23 protein-coding genes are annotated in these 23,244 nt (G+C 69.9%); 16 read left to right on the forward strand and 7 right to left on the reverse strand.

Annotated features, from left to right (window positions below):
* The first annotated feature begins 77 nt into the window (after positions 1-77).
* Entirely contained in the window at positions 78-293 is a 216-nt protein-coding gene (locus A2790_RS11620; protein WP_293391534.1) for a hypothetical protein, read from the forward strand.
* A gap of 8 nt (positions 294-301) precedes the next feature.
* Here the strand turns inward: A2790_RS11620 and A2790_RS11625 are convergent, their stop codons facing one another.
* Positions 302-679 carry a VOC family protein gene (locus A2790_RS11625; RefSeq protein WP_293391536.1) on the reverse strand — a complete coding sequence of 126 codons (378 nt, stop codon included), beginning with the start codon at positions 677-679 and terminating at the stop codon, positions 302-304.
* Between the two features lie 150 nt (positions 680-829).
* On the opposite strand from A2790_RS11625, the gene A2790_RS11630 reads away from it, so the two are divergent.
* From A2790_RS11630 to A2790_RS11645, 4 genes are all read left to right on the forward strand, one after another.
* Positions 830-1,024, forward strand: coding sequence for a hypothetical protein (locus A2790_RS11630; protein WP_293391539.1), 195 nt, complete (start codon positions 830-832; stop codon positions 1,022-1,024).
* Positions 1,025-1,029: 5 nt separating this feature from the next.
* Entirely contained in the window at positions 1,030-2,418 is a 1,389-nt protein-coding gene (locus A2790_RS11635; RefSeq protein ID WP_293391542.1) for an RNB domain-containing ribonuclease, read from the forward strand.
* 111 nt (positions 2,419-2,529) lie between these two features.
* Positions 2,530-2,910, forward strand: a complete 381-nt coding sequence (locus A2790_RS11640) for a glycine zipper 2TM domain-containing protein (protein ID WP_293391545.1) — start codon at positions 2,530-2,532, stop codon at positions 2,908-2,910.
* Positions 2,911-2,913: 3 nt separating this feature from the next.
* The gene (locus A2790_RS11645) at positions 2,914-3,375 is read left to right on the forward strand and encodes a hypothetical protein (protein ID WP_293391547.1); all 462 of its coding nucleotides are present in this window, start codon (positions 2,914-2,916) and stop codon (positions 3,373-3,375) included.
* A 38-nt stretch (positions 3,376-3,413) separates the two neighbouring features.
* Here A2790_RS11645 and A2790_RS11650 read toward each other — a convergent pair whose 3' ends face one another.
* From A2790_RS11650 to A2790_RS11660, 3 genes are read right to left on the reverse strand one after another with little or no spacing between them, the layout of a single operon-like run.
* Complete coding sequence (locus A2790_RS11650; protein ID WP_293391550.1) at positions 3,414-3,812, reverse strand: DUF3597 domain-containing protein; 399 nt, start codon at positions 3,810-3,812, stop codon at positions 3,414-3,416.
* 58 nt (positions 3,813-3,870) lie between these two features.
* Positions 3,871-4,617: an ABC transporter ATP-binding protein gene (locus A2790_RS11655; protein ID WP_293391552.1), complete on the reverse strand. Its 747-nt coding sequence runs from the start codon at positions 4,615-4,617 to the stop codon at positions 3,871-3,873.
* Positions 4,614-5,447: an ABC transporter permease gene (locus A2790_RS11660; protein ID WP_293391554.1), complete on the reverse strand. Its 834-nt coding sequence runs from the start codon at positions 5,445-5,447 to the stop codon at positions 4,614-4,616. Before A2790_RS11660 ends, A2790_RS11655 begins: the two co-directional genes overlap by 4 nt.
* Positions 5,448-5,559: 112 nt before the next feature.
* Here A2790_RS11660 and A2790_RS11665 point away from each other — a divergent pair, with 112 nt between their 5' ends.
* The 3 genes from A2790_RS11665 to A2790_RS11675 are packed head-to-tail and all read left to right on the forward strand — an operon-like array spanning position 5,560 to position 8,344.
* Positions 5,560-6,621 (forward strand): glycosyltransferase family 2 protein, encoded by a 1,062-nt coding sequence (locus A2790_RS11665; protein ID WP_293391557.1) that lies wholly within the window; start codon positions 5,560-5,562, stop codon positions 6,619-6,621.
* Entirely contained in the window at positions 6,618-6,974 is a 357-nt protein-coding gene (locus A2790_RS11670) for an EamA family transporter (RefSeq protein ID WP_293391560.1), read from the forward strand. The genes A2790_RS11665 and A2790_RS11670 overlap by 4 nt, the downstream gene beginning before the upstream one ends.
* The gene (locus A2790_RS11675; protein WP_293391563.1) at positions 6,971-8,344 is read left to right on the forward strand and encodes a hypothetical protein; all 1,374 of its coding nucleotides are present in this window, start codon (positions 6,971-6,973) and stop codon (positions 8,342-8,344) included. The genes A2790_RS11670 and A2790_RS11675 overlap by 4 nt, the downstream gene beginning before the upstream one ends.
* A 4-nt stretch (positions 8,345-8,348) precedes the next feature.
* On the opposite strand, the gene A2790_RS11680 is transcribed toward A2790_RS11675, so the two are convergent.
* Together A2790_RS11680 and A2790_RS11685 are read right to left on the reverse strand one after the other, a co-directional pair.
* Entirely contained in the window at positions 8,349-9,404 is a 1,056-nt protein-coding gene (locus A2790_RS11680; protein WP_293391565.1) for a hypothetical protein, read from the reverse strand.
* Positions 9,401-9,538, reverse strand: coding sequence for a hypothetical protein (locus A2790_RS11685; protein WP_293391568.1), 138 nt, complete (start codon positions 9,536-9,538; stop codon positions 9,401-9,403). The genes A2790_RS11680 and A2790_RS11685 overlap by 4 nt, the downstream gene beginning before the upstream one ends.
* On the opposite strand from A2790_RS11685, the gene A2790_RS11690 reads away from it, so the two are divergent.
* Genes A2790_RS11690 through A2790_RS11705 form a run of 4 tightly spaced genes read left to right on the forward strand, consistent with a single transcriptional unit; the run spans position 9,537 to position 15,344 of the window.
* Positions 9,537-11,492, forward strand: coding sequence for a hypothetical protein (locus A2790_RS11690; RefSeq protein WP_293391571.1), 1,956 nt, complete (start codon positions 9,537-9,539; stop codon positions 11,490-11,492). The two genes, A2790_RS11685 and A2790_RS11690, sit on opposite strands and share 2 nt — an antisense overlap.
* Complete coding sequence (locus A2790_RS11695; protein ID WP_293391574.1) at positions 11,489-13,087, forward strand: hypothetical protein; 1,599 nt, start codon at positions 11,489-11,491, stop codon at positions 13,085-13,087. Before A2790_RS11690 ends, A2790_RS11695 begins: the two co-directional genes overlap by 4 nt.
* The gene (locus tag A2790_RS11700) at positions 13,084-14,109 is read left to right on the forward strand and encodes a hypothetical protein (RefSeq protein WP_293391577.1); all 1,026 of its coding nucleotides are present in this window, start codon (positions 13,084-13,086) and stop codon (positions 14,107-14,109) included. Before A2790_RS11695 ends, A2790_RS11700 begins: the two co-directional genes overlap by 4 nt.
* Positions 14,106-15,344: a hypothetical protein gene (locus tag A2790_RS11705; protein ID WP_293391580.1), complete on the forward strand. Its 1,239-nt coding sequence runs from the start codon at positions 14,106-14,108 to the stop codon at positions 15,342-15,344. The genes A2790_RS11700 and A2790_RS11705 overlap by 4 nt, the downstream gene beginning before the upstream one ends.
* On the opposite strand, the gene A2790_RS11710 is transcribed toward A2790_RS11705, so the two are convergent.
* Positions 15,304-16,113 carry a DUF6270 domain-containing protein gene (locus A2790_RS11710; protein ID WP_293391582.1) on the reverse strand — a complete coding sequence of 270 codons (810 nt, stop codon included), beginning with the start codon at positions 16,111-16,113 and terminating at the stop codon, positions 15,304-15,306. The genes A2790_RS11705 and A2790_RS11710 overlap by 41 nt on opposite strands.
* A 216-nt stretch (positions 16,114-16,329) precedes the next feature.
* Between A2790_RS11710 and A2790_RS11715 the strand changes: the two genes are divergently transcribed.
* The 4 genes from A2790_RS11715 to A2790_RS11730 all read left to right on the forward strand — a co-directional run bounded on the left by A2790_RS11715 (position 16,330) and on the right by A2790_RS11730 (position 23,191).
* Positions 16,330-18,066, forward strand: coding sequence for a type I secretion system permease/ATPase (locus A2790_RS11715; RefSeq protein WP_293391584.1), 1,737 nt, complete (start codon positions 16,330-16,332; stop codon positions 18,064-18,066).
* Complete coding sequence (locus A2790_RS11720; RefSeq protein ID WP_293391587.1) at positions 18,063-19,436, forward strand: HlyD family type I secretion periplasmic adaptor subunit; 1,374 nt, start codon at positions 18,063-18,065, stop codon at positions 19,434-19,436. Before A2790_RS11715 ends, A2790_RS11720 begins: the two co-directional genes overlap by 4 nt.
* Before the next feature lie 211 nt (positions 19,437-19,647).
* The gene (locus A2790_RS11725; protein ID WP_293391590.1) at positions 19,648-21,450 is read left to right on the forward strand and encodes a calcium-binding protein; all 1,803 of its coding nucleotides are present in this window, start codon (positions 19,648-19,650) and stop codon (positions 21,448-21,450) included.
* 91 nt (positions 21,451-21,541) lie between these two features.
* Positions 21,542-23,191 (forward strand): glycosyltransferase family 4 protein, encoded by a 1,650-nt coding sequence (locus A2790_RS11730; RefSeq protein ID WP_293391593.1) that lies wholly within the window; start codon positions 21,542-21,544, stop codon positions 23,189-23,191.
* Positions 23,192-23,244 lie beyond the last annotated feature (53 nt).

A 23,244-nucleotide genomic window follows, 5' to 3' on the forward strand; every position in this document is an offset into this window, starting at 1 on the left:
GAACTTAACTTGGTCTCGGAACCGACATCGAAGTTGGGCATTGTGCCCCGGCCTGTCCGTTCACGAGTGCGTACCCGATGCCGACCAGTCGCCTGAAGTCCTATGTCGCCATCGACATCGCGCCCGACGGTCGGGCCCTCAGCGATACCTTCGACGCCCCCCACGACACCGCCGCCGCCCGGCGCGCGCAGTCCGCGGCCGAGGGCGTGCTGGTGCAGCTTTGGCGCGACGCCCGGCTTATCGGGGCGTGGCGCCGCATCGGTCCGCGCAGCTTCGAGCCGGCCGAGGTCTGACGCCTATCTCAGCCCATGCGGTGAAGGGCGCACAGCTTGTTGCCGTCGGGGTCCCGCAGGTAGGCGAGGTACATCCTGCCCATGCCGCCGTCGCGCACCCCGGGCGGCTCCTCGCAAGTGGTCCCGCCCGCCGCCACGCCCGCTGCGTGCCAAGCCTCAGCCTGTTCGGGCGAACTGCAGGCGAAGCCCACCGTCCCACCGTTGGCGAAGGTGGCCGGCTCGCCGTTGATGGGGAGCGACACGGCGAACACCCCGGTGGGCGTGCGGTAGAAGATCCGGTGACGGTCCACCATGGCCGGCCCCACGCCCAGCGTGCCGAGCAGCGCGTCGTAGAACGACTTCGCCCGCTCCAGGTCGTTGGTCCCGATCATCACGTGCGAGAACATCGGCAGATTTCCTTCCCTTCGTTCGCGCCGACATGCGCGAAACGGCGGCGCCTTGGCAAGCCATCCCCGCGTGCGGACCCACTCTGGCCAGGGCGTGCGAACCAAAGCACCTTCAGCGGGCCAGCCACCGCCCCGATGGAGCCTCTCGCCATGGCCCGATTTGTCGCCTTCCGCAGCGACGGCGTCCGCACGGTCTGCCTCAACGTCGACCAGGTCACCCTCGTGACAGATCAGGGGCCCGAGGCGACCAAGATCTACGTCACGGGCGGCCAGCATGTCGTGGTCGACGAGACCCTGGCCACCGTCATGGCCAGCCTCGCCGGCCGCGACGCGCCGGCCGGCTAGCGTCGATGATGAAGGCGCTCGTCGATCCCAACAGAGCCCTGGCGGAGGGCCTTGGACGCATCCGGCGCCAGTTCCAGGTTCCGGAGACCTTCCCCCAGGAGGTGATGGCGGCCGCCGAGTCCGCCGCCGGCCGCGCGCCCACCGCCCACGCCGACCGGACCGATCGCCCCTTCGTCACCCTTGATCCGGCGTCTTCCACAGATCTCGACCAGGCGTTCGCCATCGAGGGCAGCGGCCCCGACCTTCTGCTGCACTACGCCATCGCCGACGTGGCCTGGTTCGTCGACCACGGAGGGCCGATCGACGCCGAAGCGTGGCGGCGGGGCGCGACGCAGTACCTGCCGGATGGAAAGGCAGGCCTCTATCCTCCGGTGCTGAGCGAAGGCGCCGCAAGCCTGCTGCCGACTGGTCCACGCCCGGCGGTGGTCTTTACGGTTCGAGTGGCCCCAGATGGGAGCGTCCGCCTCGATGGGGCGGAGCGGGCGATCATCCGCAGCGTCGCCAAGCTCGCCTACGACAGCGTCCGGGACGCGGATCTGCCCGCGGGGTTCGCCGAACTGTCCGAGCGTATCAAGGCGGCGGAGGCGCGGCGGGGCGCCACGCGCGTGGACCCCCCGGAACAGGAGGTGGCCCGCCTCGACGATGGTCGCCTGGCGCTGCGCTTCCGTCCCCGCCTGGCGTCCGAGGACCGCAACGCGGCCCTCTCGCTCGCTACCAACATGGCTGTCGCCGAAGCGCTGCAAGCCCGCCGGACGGGCCTGTTCCGCGTCATGCCCGAACCCGACGCGCGCGCGGTCGCGCGTCTGCGGCGCACGGCGCGCGCGTTCGGCCTGTGCTGGCCCGATATGGCGAGTCTGGCCCAATTCGAGCGGCGCCTCGATCCCGCCGACCCACAGGATGCCGCCTTCATGTTGGCGGTGCGGCGCGCGGGCGCCCCCGCGTCCTACGTGCCTTACCAGGAGGGCGTTACGCCCTGGCATGCCGCCATGGCCGCCACCTACGTGCATGCCACGGCGCCTCTGCGGCGTCTGGCGGACCGTTATGTGGTCGAGGCCGCCCTGGCGGTCGCCAACGGCCGGCCGACGCCCGAGACCGTCGAGGAGGCGTTCGCGAAATTGCCGGCGGTGATGGCGCGCGCCGCGGCCGCCGGGGGCCAGGTCGAGCGGGCGGTGATCGACCTGGCCGAGACGGTGATGCTTCACGGGCGCGAGGGAGAGACCTTCCAGGCGGTGGTCACTGACGTCGACGACCGCGGCGCGCGCATGCAGCTTTGCGCCCTGCCGGTCGTCTCCCGCATCGCCGCGCCGGGGGCGAGCCCTGGGGAAGAGCTGTGCGTCAGGCTCAACACCGCAGATCCACACCGTCCTCCGGCCACCTTCGAGCGTGCGGATTGAACGCGGGCCGTCGGTCGGCTGGCAGACACTTTTCCGGCATCCAATAGGTCACTGCGGCGTTTGTACCCTCCGAGCCGGACGAGGGAACGGCTCACGGATGGAGGAGAGACTATGCGGACGATCGCCATGATCGCCGGCCTGGCCCTTGCTGTGGCCGCCGTTCCCGCCGCCTCGCAGGCGGCCTGTCAAAAGCGCACCAACGGCACCGTGATCGGCGCCCTGGGCGGGGCCTTGCTGGGCAGCGCCGTCGCCGGCCGCGGCGATCGCACCGAAGGCGCGCTGATTGGCGGCGCGGCGGGCGGCCTGGTCGGCAACCAGGTCAGCAAGTGCAAGAACAAGACCTATTCCAGCCGCAGCTACCAGCGCGCGCGCACCTATGACCGCGCCGCCTACGATCGCCCGCGCTACGCCGCGGCCTGCCGGATGGAGACCCGCGCCTATTACGACGCCTACGGCCAGCGGGTCTACCAGCCCACGCGGGTGTGCCGCTAAGCCATGCGCAGGATCCTGATCGTGACCGCCGCCTGCGCGGGCCTGGCGGCCTGCCAGGGCGGCGACCGCAAGCCCGTGGCGGGCCTTTGCAAGCCGTTCCCGGCGGCCAACGCCGCACAGCCGGCGGCGACCGACGGTGCGGCGGCGACGGAGGACTGCCTCCACCGCTGGGCCTACACGCTGGCGGGCGGCCCGGACGACGCGGGGACGGTGGCCGACGCCACGGTTGCGGCGTGCACGGCGCCGCTCAGCCGCTGGAACCAGCAGAGCCTGGGCCTGGCCGCGGCCGAGGGCGCGCCGCAGGAGGCGCAGAGCCTGCTGACCGGCGAGACCACCAACCCCATCGCCGAGCACCGCAACTTCGCGGCCGACCGGGCCCTGTTCTACGTGGCCCAGGCGCGGGCTGGGGCGTGCAAGCCGCCGCCGCGGCGCGAAGGGACACCGATGACCAGTCCCGACAAATAGGGAGAAGGGCGCGCCGGGAAACCGGCGCGCCGGCCACCTCACCGCAGCGAGTCGGGGACGATGCCGCCGTTCTCCGCCAGCTTCTGCATGACCGCCTTGTGCAGCCAGATATTCATGGCCGCGCTATCCTCGGTATCGCCGGAATAGCCCAGCTCGGCGGCCAGGGCCTTGCGATTGGCCAGGCTGGAGTCGATCGACAGCAGCTTGAGCAGGTCGACGATCGACTGGCGCCAGTTGAGCTGCTGGCCGTTGTCCTTGGCCATGACCTCGAGCACCGCGCCGACATCGACGGCGGGCGCCTCTGCGGCCGCCTGCGCGGCGGCCGGAGCGGGGCTTGGCGCCGCCGCCGCCGGGGCCGCCTGCGGGGCAGGGCGGGGCGCCGCCTTGGCCTGCGGGTGGCGGAAGATCTTGGACATGATATCGCCGAACACGCTCATGGCGGCCTCCTTTGATGTTGGAGGTGGAACGTCAGCGTAGTCGGATGGATGCTAAGGCTCAGCTCGCGAGCAGCTGATCCAGCTTGCGGATGTCGACGATCTCGGAGGCCACGCCGCCTTCCAGCTTCATCACCTTGTTGCAGTAGAGCCTGAGCAGCGGCGCCTCGTGCGTCGCCAGCACCAGGATGCCGGCCCGCTCCACCAGCTTCAGCAGGCGCTTGTGGGCGATCTTCTGGAAGTCGGCGTCGCCCACGGCGATCCACTCGTCCATCAGCAGGACGTCGCACTCGACCGCGGTGGCGGCGGCGAAGGCGAGACGGCCCTGCATGCCGGCCGAATAGGTCTTCACCGGCATCGACAGGAAGGGGCCCAGGCCAGTGAACTCGGCGATCTCGTCGATCCGCGCGTCGATCTCCTTCGACGACAGGCCGCCGATCCGGCAGCGCAGGCGGATGTTCTCGTATCCGGTGGCCGAGGGGTCGATGCCCAGGCTGAGGTCCAGCAGCGAGGCGATGCGGCCGTGGACCTCGATCGAGCCTTCGTCGGGCTCATAGGCCCCCGACAGGGCGCGCAGCAGGGTCGTCTTCCCCGAGCCGTTGTGGCCGATCAGGCCCAGGCGGTCCCCGGCCTTGAGCTCGAGGTTCACATTGGCAAGGGCGGTAACGTCCGTGACGCCCGCGTGGCGGCCCAGGGCCCCGCCCACGGCCACGACCCGGGCCAGGGCCTTCTTCAGCGACTTGGCGTCGGCCCCGTAGACGGGGAACCGGATCGTCAGATCGCGGCAGGTTATGGAGGCGCCGGTCACAGGTAGTGCACCAGCCGCCGGCGGGTGCGGGCGAAGATCGCGAAGGTGACGAGCCAGCCGACCACCGCCATGGCGACCAGGACCACGTAGCTGGTCGTATGGACCGTCTGGCCGAGCAGTGGCGCACGGACCGCCTGCAGCAGGTGGTAGAAGGGGTTCAGGTCGAGAAACACCTGATGCTTGCCGAACCGATCCGGCAGCCAGAATACCGGCGTCATGAAGATAGCGAACTGCATGCCCGAGACCACGATCTGGGGAATGTCCCGGTAGCGGGCCGAGGCGATGGCGGCCAGCAGCGACATCCAGCTGGCGTTCAGCAGCATCAGCACGATGCCGATCAGGGCCAGGGGCACGTCGGCGACCTTCCAGTAGTCGTAGTAGGCCAGCATGCCGACCACGATCACCAGATGGTGGCCGAGGTTGATCAGGTTCCGGAGCACCGTGCGCCAGACGAAGGTGAACATCGGCAGGCTGGTCTGGGAGAGCATCCCCGAGGCCAGGACGAAGGTCTCGCAACCCTCGTTGATGGTCCCCGTCATCACCCCGAAGAACACGATGCCCAGCGCCACGTAGGGCAGGAACTCGTTGAGCGGCAGGTTGAAGAGGCTGGCGTAAAGGAAGCCGATGCCCAGGACCATCAGGCCCATGGACAGCGTGATCCAGAACGGCCCCAACACCGAGCCGCGATAGCGCGAGGTGACGTCGTGCCAGGCCAGCGACCACGACAGGCCCAGCCGGCGGAACGAGTTCGCCAGGTCGCGTGACGCCATCTGGAACTGGAACCGCGCGCCGCGCTGTCCGGTCCGCAGCATGTGGGTGGCGGTCTGCAATGGCCTCTCCCGAACGAAGGCGCGGAGGTATCAGCCGGGGTTTGACGGCGCAAGGAACAGCGCCAGCGGCACGAGCTTTCCAGCCCGCGCGCTTCCGTGTTAGCCCGGCTCCGTGCCCCCCACCGTGACCATCCCGCCGATCGAGAGACCCGCCCGCGAGCCCGGCGGCCCCGCCCTTTCGCTGGAGGGCGCCGGCGTCTGGCTGGTCGTGCCCTGCTACAAGGTCACCGGCCACATCTTGCGGGTGATCCGCAAGACGCCCGCCTGGTTCGAGGGCATCGTCTGCGTGGACGACGCCTGCCCCGACAAGTCCGGCGACTTCATCGAAGCCAATAACACCGATCCGCGGGTCGTCGTCGTGCGGCTGCCCAAGAACCAGGGCGTCGGCGGCGCCGTACTTGCGGGCTACGAAGAGGCGGCGGACCGCGGCGCGCGGGTCATGGTCAAGGTCGACGGCGACGACCAGATGGACTTGGGGTACGCGGCCCAGCTGGTGGCGCCGATCCTCCTGGGCGAGGCGGACTACGCCAAGGGCAACCGGTTCACCTCGATCAGCCACCTGACGACCATGCCGACGGTGCGGGTCCTCGGGAATGCAGCCCTCAGCTTCGCCGCCAAGGTCTCCACCGGCTACTGGAACATCTTCGACCCCACGAACGGCTACACGGCGCTCGAAGCCAATGTCGCCCGGCTGATCATGGAGAAGCGGGTCTCCCGCCGGTTCTTCTTCGAGACCGACCTACTCTACCACCTGGGCACGTTGCGGGCCGTGGTGCGCGACGTGCCGATGCCCGCCCGCTATGCCGACGAGGTCTCGAACATCCGCATCCAGGCCATCGTCGGCCCGTTCGCCCTGAAGCACCTGCGCAATTTCGCCCAGCGGGTGGTGGGGCAGTATTTCGTCCGCGACTTCAACGCCGCCAGCGTGGAGCTGCTCTTCGGCCTGCTCTTCTCGCTGTTCGGCGTGGGCTATGCGCTGAGCTACATGGCCAACCGCGTCCCGGGCCAGGCCGCGTCGGCCGGCGTGGTCATGCTGGCCGCCCTGCCGGTGATCCTGGGCGCCCAGTTCCTGCTCCAGGCCATGAACTACGACGTACTCAACGTGCCGAACCGGCCGATCCACCCGTATCTCAACGTCCTGCGCGAGCTGGAGACCGAGGAGGCGCAGGCGTGAGCCCAAAGGACATGGCGCTCTGCAGCGTCTTCGCCGTGGCGCTGCCGCTGGGCCAGATGCTGTTCAAGTGGGGCGCGGTCTACAACGAGCGCCTGTCAGGCCCCTTCCTGGCGCGGGTGATCGTCAACTATCCGCTGATCGGCGCCTTCGCCTGGTACGGGGTCACGGCCCTCCTGTGGTTCTACGTGCTGACCCGGGTGCCGCTGTCTACCGCTTACGCCTTCTCCCTGATCGGATCGTGCCTGGTCCCGCTGGCCGGATGGCTGGTGTTCAAGGAACAGGCCACCTGGACCATGGCCGCCGGCTACCTGCTGATGATCGCCGGCCTCTTCCTCGTGGTGCGCCCCGCGTGAGCCGGGCCGCCACCGGCTCGGGGATGCTAGCGCGCTGGACGCTTCGGCTGGTGCTGCTGGGCGCGCTGCTGCTGATGCTGCGGCTGAACCTGCCGGGCCACCTGACGGTCGATTCGGTGCTGGCGCTGCACGAGGGCCGCTTCGGCGTGCGGACCACCTGGAACCCCGCCTTCTTCGGCTGGCTGCTGGGCGTCCTCGACCGCATCCGGCCTGGCACGGAACTCGCCGTGGTGATGAGCGGAGTGTTGCTGTTCGGAGCCTGGGCGTTGCTGCCGGTGCTGCGGCCGCGGACCAGCTGGCTGGCGCCGATCGTGGCGCTGGCGCTCGTCAGCCTGCCGCAGGTGATGATCTATCCCGGCATCGTCTGGAAGGACGTGCAGTTCGCGGTAGCGGCCGTGGCGGGCTTCACTCTGCTGGCGCTGGCGGTGCGCGATCCCGCGCGGCGGACACCCTGGGTCTGCCTGGTGCTTGCCGCCCTCTTGTTCGCCGCCGCGGGGCTGCTGCGCCAGAACGGCCTGATCCTGGCGCTGCCGGCGGCGCTGGCCATCGCCTGGGCCCGGTCGGGTTCGGCCGGCTGGCGGCGCAGCCTGCCGCTGGCGATGGGCTGGCTCGTGGCCGTGGCCCTGCTCACCTTCGTGCTGAGCGCCGTGGCCCAGCCGCAGGGCGCCGGCCGGCCCGACAGCGCCGGCGGCAAGGGCGTGCGCCTCCTGCAGACCTACGACCTGGTGGCGGCGGTCGCGCTCGACCCCGCCCTGACGACGCCTCACCTGGATCGCGCCTCGCCCGCCGTGGGGCCCTACCTGCGCGCGCATGCCGCGCGGATCTATGCCCCGGAGCGTGTCGACACCATCGGCTGGGACCCCACGCTGTCGCGTTTGCTCCAGACCGTCCCGTCCGAGGTCATTCAGCGCGAGTGGCTCGGTCTCGTCACGGAGGACACCGGCGTCTATCTCCACGCCCGCGCCCTGGCTTTTCAGCAGGTCCTCGGGACGCCGGCCATCGATCGCTGCCTGCCGGTCTCCGTGGGCGCCGAGGGGCCCGCGCCAGCCATGGCCGCCCTGAAGATGGAGCCGCGGCGTAGCGCCGACGACCAGAGGCTCTACAACTACGCCACCTGGTTCCTGGACACGCCGGCCATGTCGCACCTGGCGTTCGCGGTCATCGCCCTGGCGGTGGGGGTCTTCCTGCTGGTGCGGCGCGACCCGGCGGACCTCGCCATCGCCGGCCTGCTGGCCGGGGCCCTGGGGTTCGCGGCCAGCTTCTTCGCGATCTCGATCGCCTGCGACTACCGCTATCTCTACCTGCTGGATCTGGCCGCCATCACCGGCCTGATCTACCTCGCCATAGACCCGCGCCTGCGGCGGCGCTGAGGGGTCATTCCTCGGCGAGCGCGGCGTCCAATTCGGCGTCGATGTCGTCGAGCAGGCTCTGGGCCGCCCGCCAGCCCTCTTCCAGGCGCGCGATGTCGGCTCGCGCCTCGGCCTCGAACGCCCGGGCCACGTCGAGCCGCGCCCGGGCCTCCATCAGCTCGGCCCGGACGGCCGCGAGGTCGCGCGTGGTGGAGGAGATCAAGGCGCCCATGTCCCGGGCCCGCTCGGCCAAGCGCGCGGCCGCACTGTCCAGCAGGCTCATCGACGGATCGCCGCCCGCGGCCTTGGCTTCGAACCAGGCGAAGACGTCGGCTGCGATCTCGCCCGCCCAGCCCAGGGCCTTCAGGCCATCGCTCACCGCGTTGTGGCGCAGGTCGGCGGTGAGGAAGCTGTCGACCTCCTTCGCCGACTTGGGCGTCAGCTTCGGCAGTGGCGCGCCGTGTGCGGCCTCGATCCGCGCCACCTCCGCCCGCCAATCCGCCAGCAGGGCGTCGTAGCCCACGAAGGCGCGCGGCAGGTCGCGGGTATAGGCCTCGGCCGCCAGCATGTAGGCGCTCCAGACCAGAACGGACTTCTCATCCGCGAACCCGTCGCGCCGCCGCAAGGATCCGGCCACCGCCAGGGGGTGGCGCACGGGGATGACGCAGCGCGCCGCCACGCCCTTGGACTCCAATACCCGCCGCCACATGGGCAGCAGCACCGTGGCCCGCGGGTCCTTCATCAGCGGCCAGGTGGCCTTCGGAAACTCCTCGTCGAAGAGGGCCGAGGCGGCCTCCAGCCACGCCTGCTCCTGGTCGGCGTCCAGCGGACGGTAGGGGTAGGCGAACGGATCGTCCCAGGCCGACCCCGCGGCGCGCAGTCGCTCGTCGTTGAAGATCGCGATCTTCCAGGGCTCGAAGTAGCCCTTGGCGTTGTGTTCGTCCCCCGGCATCACATTGGCCGGCAGCTCGGCGCCGGCCAGCGCCAGGAGCTGGGTCACCGCCGAGGTGCCCGAACGGTGCATGCCCAGCACCAGGTAGGCGGTGCGGGCGGCGCGCGGTCTGGCGGGCTGTCGGCTCATATCGCGGCGGTGGTACGGGGCAGGACGCCGCTGGGCAAGCGGTTGATCGCGACGGCGCTCCGGCCAAGGTTGAACGGCTCGCCCATCTGTTGCACACCAGCCCGCGCCGCCGCTCGCAGGAACAGGAACTCCATGGCCGTCACGGCCCAAGCCGACGAACGCCCGCCGTCCGCGGAAGCGCACCGGGTGATCGCGCCGGCGTTCGACCCTGACTTCTACCGGGCGATCTATACGGACCTGCCGGCGGACATGGGTCCGCTTTGGCACTACCGCATGGCGGGGTGGCAGGAGGGCCGGGATCCGGCGCCCTGGTTCTCGGTTGAGGGTTATTTCGCGGCCAACCCGGATGTGGCGGCGGCGGGCGTCGAGCCGTTCTCGCACTTCCTGGCTCACGGCCGGCACGAGGGCCGCGAGATCGCGCCGTCGCGGCATGCCGCCCGCTACTTCGGCCAGGTGGGCTGGGCGCCGGCGCCCTGGACCCATGAGAGTTTCGCCGTTTCGGACAGCCCCCAGGCGGCCGGACGCGGCCGGCGCCGGGTCGCCGCGGTTCCGCTGACGCCCGAGCAGCACGCGGCGGTGGCGGCCGAGTTCGATGAGGCCTTCTATCTGGCGCTCAATCCGGACGTGGCGACGGCGGGCATGGATCCGCTGGAGCATTTCATCCGCACCGGCTGGCTCGAAGACCGCGATCCCAACCCCCGGTTCTCGGTGCGCGACTATCTGGAGGCCAACCCCGACATCCTCGCGGCAAACCTCAACCCGTTCGCCCACTACCTGGTCGCCGGGCGCGCCGAGGGCCGCAGCCCGCGCCATGAACTGGGCTTCCGCTATGACGTCATCTCGCGGCTGAAGCCCGTGGAAGCGCGGATCGCCGAGGCGGCGACCGCCTCGGCCCGGCTGCGCGTCGACCCGCCTGCCCGCCTGGCCACGGCGTTCGCCCGGCTGCGCGACCTCCACATCACGCTCAGCCACGACAACTACGTGGAGCACTGGGGCGGGCTGCAGTTCTGCGTGCGCCGCGAGGCCGACGCGTTCGCCGCCAGGGGCGTGGACCATCTGCACCTCTATCCCGCCGCGCCCTGGCCGGCGGTCCGCGCGGCGGGCGAGCCGGGCCCCCTGGGGGTGCTGTTGAACGGACGGCGGCTGGGCGTCTTCGCGCCGGAGGCGGTGCGCGACGCCCTGGCGTCCGGGGCAGGTGGCGGGCGGCGCAGCTTTGCCGTCCACAGCCTGCTCGGGCACGAGGCCGACGCCACGGCGGACATCCTGACCGCCGCCGGCTTGCGCGAAGGCTTCTTCTGGCTCCACGACTTCGCCAGCCTGTGCGTCGGGTTCCACCTGCTGCGAAACGACGTCGAGGACTGCGCCGCCCCGCTGCCAACCAGCGCCGCCTGCGAGGTCTGCGCCTACGGGACCCAGCGCGCGCGGCACATCGAGGGCCACCGGCGGCTGTTCGAGCGGCTGTCCATCACGGCGGTGGCGCCCTCGCAGACCACGCTGGAGTTCTGGGGCGCGCATGGCGACCTGCCGGCCCGCGAGACCATCGTGCTGCCGCACGCCCGGCTGGTGGAGCGCAAGCCGGCCCGCAAGCCGCCGGCCGGCCGGCCCTTCCGCCTGGCCTATCTCGGAATGCCGACGCCGCTGAAGGGCTGGCCCGTGTTCCGCGACCTGGCCCAGCGTTTCGAAGATGACCCGCGATACGAGTTCCTCCACCTGGGCGGCGCCCCCGACCCCTCGGCGCCGGCGGCGTTCCACAGGGTCGTGGTAACGGCCGAGCAGCCCCGCGCCATGCAGGAGACGCTGGAAGCGCTGCAACCGGACGCCGCGCTGATCTGGCCCCTGTGCCGCGAGACCTTTTCCTTCACCGCCTACGAGGCGGCGGCGGCGGGGGCCGCCGTCCTGACGGGGCCCGACAGCGGCAACGTGGCCGCCTTCGCCGCCGACCCGGCCATCGGTCGCGTGCTGGCCGACGAGGACGTGCTTGCGGCCGCCTTCGCCTCGGGCGAGATCTTGGCGCTCGGCCGCGGGCCGCGGCGCGCGAAGCTGTACGACCTGGCCTACAGCGACATGACCGGGGAGCTGGTCTCGTGAAGCGGCTGCTGGCCGCCGCCGTGCCGATGCGCCTGCGCGGCCGCCTGCGCCGGTTGCAGCCGGAGCACGCCATCGCTGCGCGCGCCTTCGACGCGGTCTTCTACCTCAAGACCTATCCGGATGTGGGCGAGGTGGGGGCGGACCCCCTCGATCATTTCATGACCTATGGCTGGCGGGAGGGTCGCGATCCCTCGCCCGACTTCTCGGTGAGCGCCTACCTCGAGGCGTTTCCGGAGGTGGCGGAGCAAGGCGCCAATCCCTTCGTCCACTGGATAACCAGCGGTCGACCCCGCGCCGTGCGGCCGGAGTCGCCGCAGGGGTTCCGCTATGACGTGATCGCGCGGCTGAAGCCGGTGGAGGCGCGCATCCCCACGGCGCGCGATGCGGCGGCGCCCAGGTCCGATCTGACCGCGGCGTTCGCGGTCTCGCGGGGAGGATTGGCCCGGCTGCACGTCACCTTCAGCCACGACGACTACAGCGCCAACCTGGGCGGGCTCCAGCTTTCCATCGGCCGGGAGGCGGCGCGGCTGGCGGAACAGGGTCGCGACCACCTGCACCTGTACCCGTCCCGGCCCTGGCCGGTGGTCCGCACCGCGGCCGATCCCGGCGTGCTGGGTGTCGTCTGGAATGGCGCGCCCGTGGGGCTGTTCGACCCCGCCGACATCGCCGCCGCCCTATCCGCCGCGGCCGCTGCCGACGAGGGACGCAGCTTCGCCATCCACAGCCTGCTGGGCCATGCGGCCGAGGAGACGGCGGACATCCTGGCGGCGGCCGGGCTGAGGGAAGGGGTGTTCTGGCTGCATGACTTCGCCAGCCTCTGCGCGGGCTTCCATCTGCTGCGCGACGACGTGCAGGACTGCGCCGCCCCGCCCCCGGACAGCGCCGCCTGCAACGTCTGCGTCTACGGCCCTTGGCGCGGACGGCACCTCTCAGAGCATGCACGGCTGTTCGAGCGCCTGAGCCTGACGGTGGCCGCGCCGTCCAGGGCGACGCTGGAACTGTGGCAGGCGTCGACGACGCTCCCCGCCGCGCGAACGGTCGTCCTGCCGCACGCAACACTCGTGGAGCGCGGCCGAGTGCCTGCCACGCCGTCCGACCGGCCGCTGAGGGTGGCCTATGCGGGCCTGCCGGTGGGGCACAAGGGTTGGCCGGTGTTCCAGGCGCTGGCGCGGCGGTTCGCCGACGATCGGCGCTACGAGTTCCATCACTTGGGCGCCCGGGGCGACGCCAGCCTGCCGGCGACCTTCCGACCGGTGAGCGCCGGCGCCGACCATCCCCTGGCCATGCGGGACGCCCTGGAGGCCGTCGAAATCGACGCGGTGCTGGTCTGGCCCCTCTGTCGGGAGACCTTTTCGTTCGTGGCCTACGAGGCGGTTGCGGCGGGCTGCGCCGTCGTCACCGGCCCCGACAGCGGCAACGTCGCAGCCTTTGTGACCGAGACCGGCCACGGCCGCGTGCTGGACGAGGCCGCCCTGGCCGAGGCGTTCGAAAGCGGCTCCATTCTGGATCTCGCGCGCGCGCGCCGCGCCCCGATGCTCTATGACCTGAGCTACAGCGCGCTCACCCTCGACCTCGCTGCGACGACAAGCGCATGAAGATCCTCTGCTATTCCAGTTTCACGTTCTCGTACCTGAACCGCGCCCGGGTGCTGTTCCAGACCCTGCGCCAGCACCATCCCGACTGGGAGCTGGCGGCCCTGATCACCGACCGTCCGCCCGAGGGCTTCGCTTTCGACCCGGCGGCTGAGCCGTTCGACCGGCTGGTCTGGGCCGAGGACCTGGGCATTCCCAATTTCCAGAGCTGGCTCTTCAAGCACGACGTGGTCGAGGTCTGCACGGCGGTGAAGGGGCCCTTCATCCATCAGGCCTGCGGCTGGGGCTTCGACGCGGTGATCTATATGGATCCCGACACGGCGGCCCTCGGGACTCTGCAGCCGCTGGAGGCGTGGCTTGGCGAGCACGACATCCTGCTGACGCCCCACCTGATCGATCCCAACGACGACCACGCCGCGATCCTCGACAACGACCTGTCCGCCTCGCGCACGGGGATCTTCAACCTCGGCTTCGTGGCGATCCGCACGACGGGGGAGGGCGCCCGGTTCGCCAAGTGGTGGAACGACCGGCTGCTGTCCTACTGCTATGACGACATGCCCAACGGGCTCTTCGTCGACCAGCGGTGGTGCGACCACGTTCCGGCCCTGTTCGACAGCGTGAAGGTGATCCGCGACCCGGGCTACAACGTCGCCAGCTGGAACCTCTCGACCCGCACCGTCGCGGTGGAGAAGGATGGGCGCATCACCGTCAACGGCGCGCCGCTGCGCTTCTGGCACTTCACCAAGCTTGGCGCGATCGGCGATGCGATGACCAAGCGCTATGCCGGGACGAACTTCCCGGTCTACGAGATCTGGGCCTGGTACAAGCGCCTGGTGACCGCCGCCACCGACCCCTCGATCCCCGACCGCTGGTGGGCGTTCGGCGCTTATGACGACGGCCGGCCCATCGCCAAGAGCGAGCGCGTGCTCTATCGCGAGCGCGCCGACCTGCAGGCGGCGTTCCCCAACCCCTTCGCCTCCGGGCGCGGCAGCTTCCAAGAATGGCTCGAACACGAAGGCGCGTGACGCCGGCGAAGGCCGCGTCGCAAGCTGCTCCACCCGTCCAGGCCGCCACCGGGGCGATGCTCGACAAGGCCCGCGCCGTGACGGCGAAGGTGGCCCGGCTCAGCCGCGACTTCGCCGGCGCCCACAAGCTGGCCCACGAGGCGCAGGTCCGCGAGGCGCTGACCCGCACCGAGCTTACGCTGGCGCTGACCGAATCGCTCGCCGCCCGCGCCGAGCTGGAGGCGCGCCTGCGCGACCAGGCCGTGGCCGCGTTCCGAGCGCGGGGCGCTGGCCGCCTGCGCCGTCACAATCGCCTGAGCCAGATGCTCGACCGCGTGCTGGCCCGCCTGGGCTGGCCCGGGCAGGCGCTGGTCATCGCCCGCAGTGGCATCTGGCATGGAACCGGGCGGCCGCTCCACGACCTGCGCCACATGGCCGCCTACGCGCGGCGGGGGGCGGATCCGGCCATCATCCCGCGCGCGCCGCTCGAGCAGGCCTGGTACCTTGCGAGCAATCCGGACCTGGCGGGCCTGCGCATGTCGCCGTTGGCGCACTACCTCGTGCGCGGCGGTCGCGAGGGCCGCGATCCCGCGCCGCTGTTCCATGCCGGCTGGTACGGGCGGGAGAACGCGGCCGAGCTGGCGGCCACCAGCGTGACGCCGCTCGAGCACTACGTCCGGGTCGGCGCGGCGCGGGGCCTGTCGCCACATCCGGTGTTCGACACCGCCCACTATCTCGCCCAGGCGCCCGTCCTGGAACCTGGCGACGCGCCGCTGTCGCACTACCTGCGGGACGGCTGGCGCGCGGGGCTGAGCCCGCATCCCCTGTTCGACCCGGCCTGGTATGTGGAACGCGCGCCCGATGCGGCGGGCCAGCCGCCCCTGGTCCACTACCTGTCGAAAGGATGGAAGGCCGGGCTGGCGCCCCATCCGTTGTTCGACCCGCGCTGGTATCTCGACCAGCATCCCAACGTCGCCGCCGCGGGTGTCGAGCCCCTGACCCACTTCCTGGCGCATGGAGGGTTCGAGGTGGCGAGCCCCAGCCCGTGGTTCGACCTGCCGGCCTACGTCGAGGCGCGGGGCGCAGACCTGCCCCCGAACGTGCATCCGCTGATCGACTACCTGCGTGGCGGCGCCTGGGCGGTGGCCGAGGCCCGGCCGGGATTCCCCACAGCCGCCTATGTGGCGACGCGACCGGCGCTGGTCCGGCGCGGGATCACGCCGCTGGAGCACTGGGCGCGGCGGGGCGGTCGCTGAACGCGTCCTCCAGGCCCAGGGCCGCCAACTGCCGCCGGACCTCGTCGTAGTATTCCGGCACGTAGTGAAATGGGCTGAGACCCCAGCGATGGGCCGAATCGGCCAGGCGAAAGGCGCCCGCATCGATCTTCGCCATCGGTGGCATCAGCGCCTCAAGCGCCGCTTCCTGCCGCTCCAGCAGGGCGTTGTAGTCCGCGATCACCGCGGGCTGGCCGCCCAGGATCTCCACGTTCTCGATGGGCCTGACCTCTCCATCCGGCAGCCGCTGATGGTCCGCCCAGCGGGCGCTGTGCAGGATCAGTTTGCTGCGGGCGAGGGGCGTGCCGCGGATCAGCGCGGCGAACTCGCCTGCCGCTTCCAACCAGAGCCGATCGCACGCGGCGGAGAGCCGATGGATCGTCCGTGCGGCGTCGAAGGCCGGCTGCGTCCGATAGCCGCTCCGCACCATTTCGCCGCTGTTTGAGGCCAGGGCCGGCCCCGCGGACAGGAGGTCGAACCGCTCGTCGATCAGATCCAAGATAAGGTGGGTCGGGCGATAGGCGAGGAGGGCGGACAGCGCCGTCTTGCGCAGATCGGCCACGAGCGCCTTGTGCTCATGCTGATGAAGGTCGCCGGGCAGGTCGTCCGAGGGGTGGAAGCCCGGCGCCGGCGCGGAGAGCAGGCCCGGCAAGCTGGTCCGGGAAATATAAAGCAGAGCTTCCGCGCCCCCGCCACGGATTGGCCACAGGTCGCGGGTTATGCAGCTGCCGACGATGGCGATCCGCGGCATCTGGGCTCCTGGCGTCACGGGATCCTTCCGCGGTTCTTAGCATGGCCGGGCAAAAGTGGGCGGCATTGACAAGGCAGGACCGCCTGCGCATCTACGCGCGCTTCCGGCGCCCTGCTGCGACAGTGGGCGCGAACGCGCAATCTTCACGAGCGTTCACCATTTTCGACGCGGTTTGTTGTATCAGGCCGTAGGGTCTCACGGGACGGCTTAGGCGACATGAAATTCCTCACGTTCCTCACGGACCTGCCGGACAACGTGCTCGGCCGCGCATTGCGCGAGGGCTACAAGCCCGCGGCCGTGGCCTTCGGGTTCAGCCTGGTGTCGAACCTGCTGTACCTGGCCCTGCCGCTCTACACCTATCAAGTCTACGGCCGCGTGATGGTCAGCCAGAACCAGGCGACGCTCTGGATGCTGACCCTGGTGACGCTGTTCGTCTTCTTCATCTCCGGCGCGATCGACGACCTGCGCGCCCGCATCCTGATCAACTACGGCGTGGCCCTGGACCAGCGGGTTTCGGGCCGGGTGTTCACCAGTCTGTTCGACGCCGCGGTGCGGGGCAACTGGAGCGCGCGGGCCCAGGCACTGCGCGACCTCGACCAGTTCCGCCAGGCCCTGACCGGCGTCGCCGCGGCGGCCTTCATGGACGTGCCGTGGATGCCGGTCTTCATGATCGTGCTGTTCATTATCGACCCGCTGGTGGGCGTGGTCACGATCGTCGGCGCCGCCGTGCTGCTGGGACTGGCGGTGGCCCAGGCCCGCGCGACGCAATCGGCGCTGAAGGAGGCGAACGACGCGGCGCTAAAGAGCTATGGCTTCACCGACGCCGCGCTGCGCAACGGCGAGGTCGTGCGCGCCATGGGCATGCTGCCGACCATCGGCCAGGCCTGGGCCCGCCATCGCGCCGTGACCATCGAGCGGGGCGCTGCGGCAGCCGAGGCCTCCAACTTCTACACCGACCTGATCAAGGCCGTGCGGATGGGCATCCAGGTGCTGGTGATCGCCATCGGCGCCTACCTGATCCTGAAGGGCGAAATCCATTCGGGCATGCTGTTCGCCAACATGATCCTGGCGAGCCGCGCCCTGCAGCCGATCGAGAAGATCGTGGGCTCCTGGGATCCGCTGAACAACATGTACCGGGCCTATGAGCGGCTGAACACGCTGCTGGCCGGCGCCGAGCCGCCGGCGATCGCCACGTCACTCCCGCGCCCGCTCGGAAAGCTGTCGGCGGAGGGGGTCAACTTCGCCCCCATGGGCGCCCAGCGTCTGGTGCTGACCAACGTCAACTTCTCGCTCGACCCGAACGAGGTGCTCGGCGTTATCGGCCCCTCCGGCGCGGGCAAGTCCACCCTCGCCCGCCTCCTGGTGGGGATCTGGAAGCCGATGAACGGGGTCGTGCGCCTCGACGGGGCGGACGTCTTCACCTGGGATCGCGCCGACTTCGGCAAGTACGTGGGCTACCTGCCCCAGGACACCGAGCTGTTCGGCGGCAGCGTCCGCAACAACATCGCCCGCTTCCGTGACGACGTGACCGACGAGGAAGTCGTCGCGGCCGCCCAGCTTGCGGGCGTGCACGAGCTGATCCTGCGCATGCCCAAGGGCTACGACACCGACGTGGGCGAGGGGGGCGTCGTGCTCTCGGCCGGCCAACGGCAGCGCGTGGGCCTGGCCCGCACCGTCCTGGGCAATCCGGCCTTCGTCGTGCTGGACGAGCCCAACGCCAATCTCGACGCCGAGGGTGAGGAGGCGCTGATGCGCGCCATCGACGCCATGAAGGCCAACGGCGCCACCGTGGTCATCATCTCGCACAAGCCCGGCGTCTTCCGCGCGGCCGACAAGATGCTGGTCCTGCGCGAGGGACGGGTCGAACTCTTCGGGCCGCGTGACCAGGTCATGGCCCGGCTGGTCAAGCCCGCGCAGCCCGCCGAAGTCCGTGCGGTGGAGGCGGGTCGATGAAGCTGGACCTGACGCCGGTTCGCCGGGACTACGTCGCGCCGACCTTCGGCAGTGACGAACGCGAGCAGATGCCCGCCGAACTGCAGCAGCGGCTGCGGCGGCCCATGGTCGTCGGCGCGGGGGTTATCGGCGCCTTCGTGCTGGGTCTCGGCCTCTGGGCCTCGCTGAGCCAGCTCAGCACCGGTATCACCGCCCAGGCCGAGGTGCGGGCGGACGCCATGCGCAAGACCCTGCGCCACAAGGAGGTCGGGGTCGTGAAGCAGATCCTGGTCGCCGAAGGCCAGCACGTTCGCGCCGGGCAACCCCTGTTGCTGTTCAACGACGTGGAAGCCCGCGCCGCGGTGACGGTCTACCAGAACCAGTACGACACCCTGCTGGCTCAGAACGCGCGCTTCATGGCTGAGGCGATGGGCAAGACGGCGCTCGAAATGCCGGCGGAACTGACCGCCCGGATGTCGGATCCGGCCGTGGCGACCCTGGTCCGCGACCAGCAGTTCCTGTTCACGACCCGCCAGCAACTGTTCCAGAGCCAGTCCGCGGTCCTCATGCAGCGGGTCGAGCAGCAGCAGACCCAGGTGCAGGGCCAGCAGGCCCAACTCGAGTCGATCAACGAACAGAAGCGGCTGACCGAAGAGGAGTTGGCCGGGTATCGCAAGCTCAACGAACAGGGCTTCGCGCCGAAGACCTTGATCCTCCGCTACGAGCGGACCCTCGCCGAGCTCGCCGGCCGCAAGGGCCAGCTGATGTCCGAGATCGCGCGCCTGCGCCAGCAGATCGGCGAGACCCGGTTGCAGTTGGCCTCGATCCGGGACGAGCGCGAGACGCAGGCGGCGGAAGGGCTGCGCGACAGCCAGACCAAGCTGGCCGACATCATCCCGCGGCTGACCACGGCGCGCCAGACCCTGGACGCCACCGTGGTTCGCTCTCCGGTCGACGGCTACGTCTTCAACCTCACCCAGTTCACCGTCGGCGGCGTGGTCGGCAGCGGCGAGCCCATGATGGACGTCGTTCCGTCAGGCACGCCGCTCACCGTGACCGCCATGATCAAGCCTGAGGACGTGGACGAGGTCCGGAAGGGCATGAAGGCGAAGGTCAAGCTGACGGGCCTGAATCAGAGATTCAACGACTCCCTGGACGCCACCGTGGACGTCGTTTCGGCCGACCGGATGACCAACGAGAAGACGGGCGCGGCCTTCTACCGGGTCGATCTGCGCATCGCGCCGAGCGAGCTCAAGAAGCTGAAGAAGGGCGTACAGATGACGCCCGGCATGCCTGCCCAGGCGCTCATCGTGACGGGCGAACGCTCGGTCATGGGCTTCCTGATTTCGCCGATTACGGACACCCTGGAAGATGCGTTCCGCGAGGAGTAGCGGCGTCTACGCAACACTGTCCGACCCTCTGTTCCGGCGGGCTTTTTCAGGTTGCGTATTAGGCAGGGTTCCGATACGTCTGCCCTCGGGCTCGTCTAACCTGCGCCGCAGCCATGCTATGGCGTTTGGGGTATTGGACCGCTGGGACTGCTCCGTCGGGGACGGGGGTCAAGCGTTTCAGGGGTCCGTGTGACACAGACTGGAGAGACTAATGGCGACTTATTTCTTTGAGACCATCACGGACGCGCAGGCTGCGTCCTTCGACGCGACGGCCGACAACCTTGTCTTCGGCCAGACCGGCGAGCGCGCGAACACCACGACCGTCGTCTACAACGCGGCGACGGCCACGGCGGGCGCCTCGATCACGCTGATCTCGGGCCTGACGGGCAAGACCGTGACCTTCGACGCCGCGGACTTCGCGGGCGAAACCCCGATCTTCCCGGATAGCTCGGTGCTGTTCGTTGGCGACACCAACAACAATACCAACACCGGTTCCGACGGCGGCGACGGCCTCTACGGCGGTTCGGGCAACGACACCCTCTCGGGCGGCATCAGCGCCGACCTGATCCAGGGCAACCAAGGCAACGACTCGCTGAACGGCGGTTCGGGCGCTGACACGCTTTACGGCGGTCAAGGCACCGACACCATCGACGGCGACGTTGGCGTCAACTTCATTCAGGGCAACTCGGGCGCCGACGTGCTCAGCGTTGCGGCCACCGCGGGCGCCTCCAGCCTCTACGGCGGTAAGGACAACGACTCGATCACGGGTGGTTCGGCCGGCGATTACCTCAACGGTAACTCGGGCAACGACACGATCGAGAGCGGCGCTGGCGCCGACCGCGTCTTCGGTGAAGGCGGTACGGACACCATCACGTCCTCGGGCGGCAACGACACCATCGACGGCGGCGCCGACAGCGACAGCATCACTGTCAGCGGCGCGACCACGGTGGTCTCGGTCCTCGGCGGTGACGGCGACGACGTCGTCAACATCGCGGGCGGCGGCTACGTCCACGGCAACGCGGGCGCCGACACCCTCGACGCCGCTGGCGCCGTGGCGGTCACGATCCTCGGTGGCGCTGGCAACGACAGCATCACCGGTGACGGTGGCGCGACCTCGGGCGTGGTGCTGAACGGCAACCTCGGCAACGACACCATTCTCGCTGGCGCGGGCAATGACGAGCTGCTGGGCGAGTCGGGCAACGACACCATGAACGGCGAGGCCGGCAACGACACGCTCTCGGGCGGCGTCGGCACCGACACGATCGAGTCGGGCACTGGCAACGACACGGTCTTCGGCGGCGACAGCAACGACGTCATCACCAACGCGGGTGGCGACGACGGCATCGACGGCGGTGCGGGTGACGATAGCGTGACCGGCGGCGCGGACGTGGACAGCATCGTCCTCGGCGACGGCAACGACACCGGTATCGGCGCGGCTGGCAACGACGTCCTGCAAGGCGGCGCGGGCAACGACTCGCTCTCCGGCGGCGACAACAACGACTCGCTGAACGGCGGTGAAGGCAACGACACCATCGACACCGGCACGGGCACCGACCAAGTCGACGCCGCTGGCGGTAACGACAGCGTGACTGGCGGCGCGGGTAACAGCACCATCCTCGGCGGTGACGGCAACGACACCATCGACGCCGGTGCGGGCACCGACAAGCTGACGGGCGGCAACGGCAACGACGTGTTCACGTTCGACGCCGCTGACTCCGGCACCACTGCCGGCTCGCTCGACCAGATTCTCGACTGGGAAGCGACCGACGCGCTGAACTACGCCACGGCTGGCACCGCCGGCAACTACGTGGAAGCCGGCACGGCGGCGGACTACGCGACGGCTCTGGCCAACGCCACGACCTTCTTCACGGGTTCGGCGGGCACCGAGTACTACGTGGTCCAAGTGGGAACGGACGTTGTCATCTTCTCCGACAACGCCACGAACGCCCCGGTCGACGCCGTGGTCCTGGTTGGCCGTACGCTGGACGACGTCGCCTTCGCGAACATCGTCTAAGCGATACGCAGATCTCGATCTGGAAGGGCCGCCCCTCGGGGCGGCCCTTTTTCTTTGCGTGCGCCCCGTGCCACGCTAAGACCCGCAACCCATGGCGAACGCGGCGATCTACTTCCACACCGACGGCTACGACACCTCGGGGAAGCGCCTGTTGGGACGGCATTCCGCAGGCGAGAGCTTCCTGCGCGGGTTTCTTCGCCACGCCGATGTCGATCGGTTCGATTTCTGGAACGTCGGCGCGCGTCCTACGGAAGAGCTCGACGCCCTGATCGCCCGTATCGAGCCGCCTGCCCGTCCCGTGCGCTGGATCCCCCAGCGCAACCGCAACGACCTCGCCGATCCCGGGGTCCTCTACATCCCGACGCCCGACCTGCCGGCCGAAGCCTGGCTGCGTCACATGGTGGGCGTCCGCTACGCCCTCTGCGGCGTCACGCACACCACCGCGACACGGGTGGTCATGAAGATCGTCGGCGATCTGCTGGTGGCCCCCGTGGATGGCCACGACGCCCTGATCTGCACCTCCAACGCCGTGCGGGCCGCAGTCGACGCGCAGCTTGGGATGATGCGCGAGTATCTCGGGCGCGAATACGGCGCCCGCCGGCGCCCGGAACCGCAGCGGGTGACGATCCCTCTCGGGGTCAACGCCGCCGACTTCCAGGTCTCGGCCGAGCATCGCCAAGCCTGGCGCGAGCGCCTGGGCATTCCGCCCGACGCGATCGTCGCGCTCTATGTCGGGCGCTTCAACATCAAGGCCAAGATGAACCCGGCCCTGATGGCCATGGCGCTGGAACGCGCCGCCGTCGCCAGCGGGCGGCCCATCCATTGGGTGAACTCGGGCTGGGCCGAAACCGAGGCCGCGGGCGAGATCTTTCACCGGGAAACGGCCAAGCTTTGCCCTTCGGTGACTTATCACCAGGTCGACGGCCGTCAGGCGGACGTTCGTTTCACGATCTGGTCCGTCGCCGACTTCTTCATCAGCTTCTCCGACAACATCCAGGAGACCTTCGGTCTGACGCCGGTGGAGGCCATGGCCGCAGGCCTTCCGTCGGTCGTCAGCGACTGGGACGGCTACAAGGACACCGTGCGGGATGGCGTCGACGGCTTCCGGGTCCCAACCCTCGCCCCCCGGCCCAACATGGGCGGCGACCTGGGCTATCTCTATGCCAACGCTTGGCTAGCCTACGACAACTACGTCGGCGCCGTCGCCCAGTTCACGGCGGTGGATCTTCGCGCCGCCGAGGCCGCCATCGTGGCCCTGGTGAATGACGCAGACCTTCGGCGCCGAATGGGCGAGCAGGCGCAGATGCGCGCCCGGGAGGTCTTCGATTGGTCGGCCATCGTTCCTCAGTATCAGGCGCTCTGGGCGGAACAGGCCGCGCGGCTGGCTGCCCTCGCCGAGCCGAGCCAGACGAGGGTCAATCCCTATGCGCCGGACCCCTTCACCCTCTTCGCCGGCTATCCGTCGCGCCATCTCGCGCACGGCGACCTCGTCGCCCTGCGACCCGGCATGAGCGAGGCCGCGGCAGGCGCCCGCTTCGGCTCCGCCCTCGCCAACTACAGCCGCGTCAATCCACCCAGACCCGAGGAACTCACCGCGGTGATCGCCCATCTGGCAGCTCACGGCGTTACGCCCGTGTCTGTTCTGCGCGACCTCTTCCCACCACCGCGCCGCAACTTCGTGGAGCGGGCGCTCGTATGGCTGGCGCGCCACGACGTCGTCGAGATCACGGCCCGCGGCTGACCACCGGTGCGGCACAGCCAACGCCAGAAACGCAAGCGGCCGGGACGCGGAAT

This window comes from Phenylobacterium sp. RIFCSPHIGHO2_01_FULL_69_31 (assembly GCF_001824475.1).
GTDB lineage: Bacteria > Pseudomonadota > Alphaproteobacteria > Caulobacterales > Caulobacteraceae > Phenylobacterium.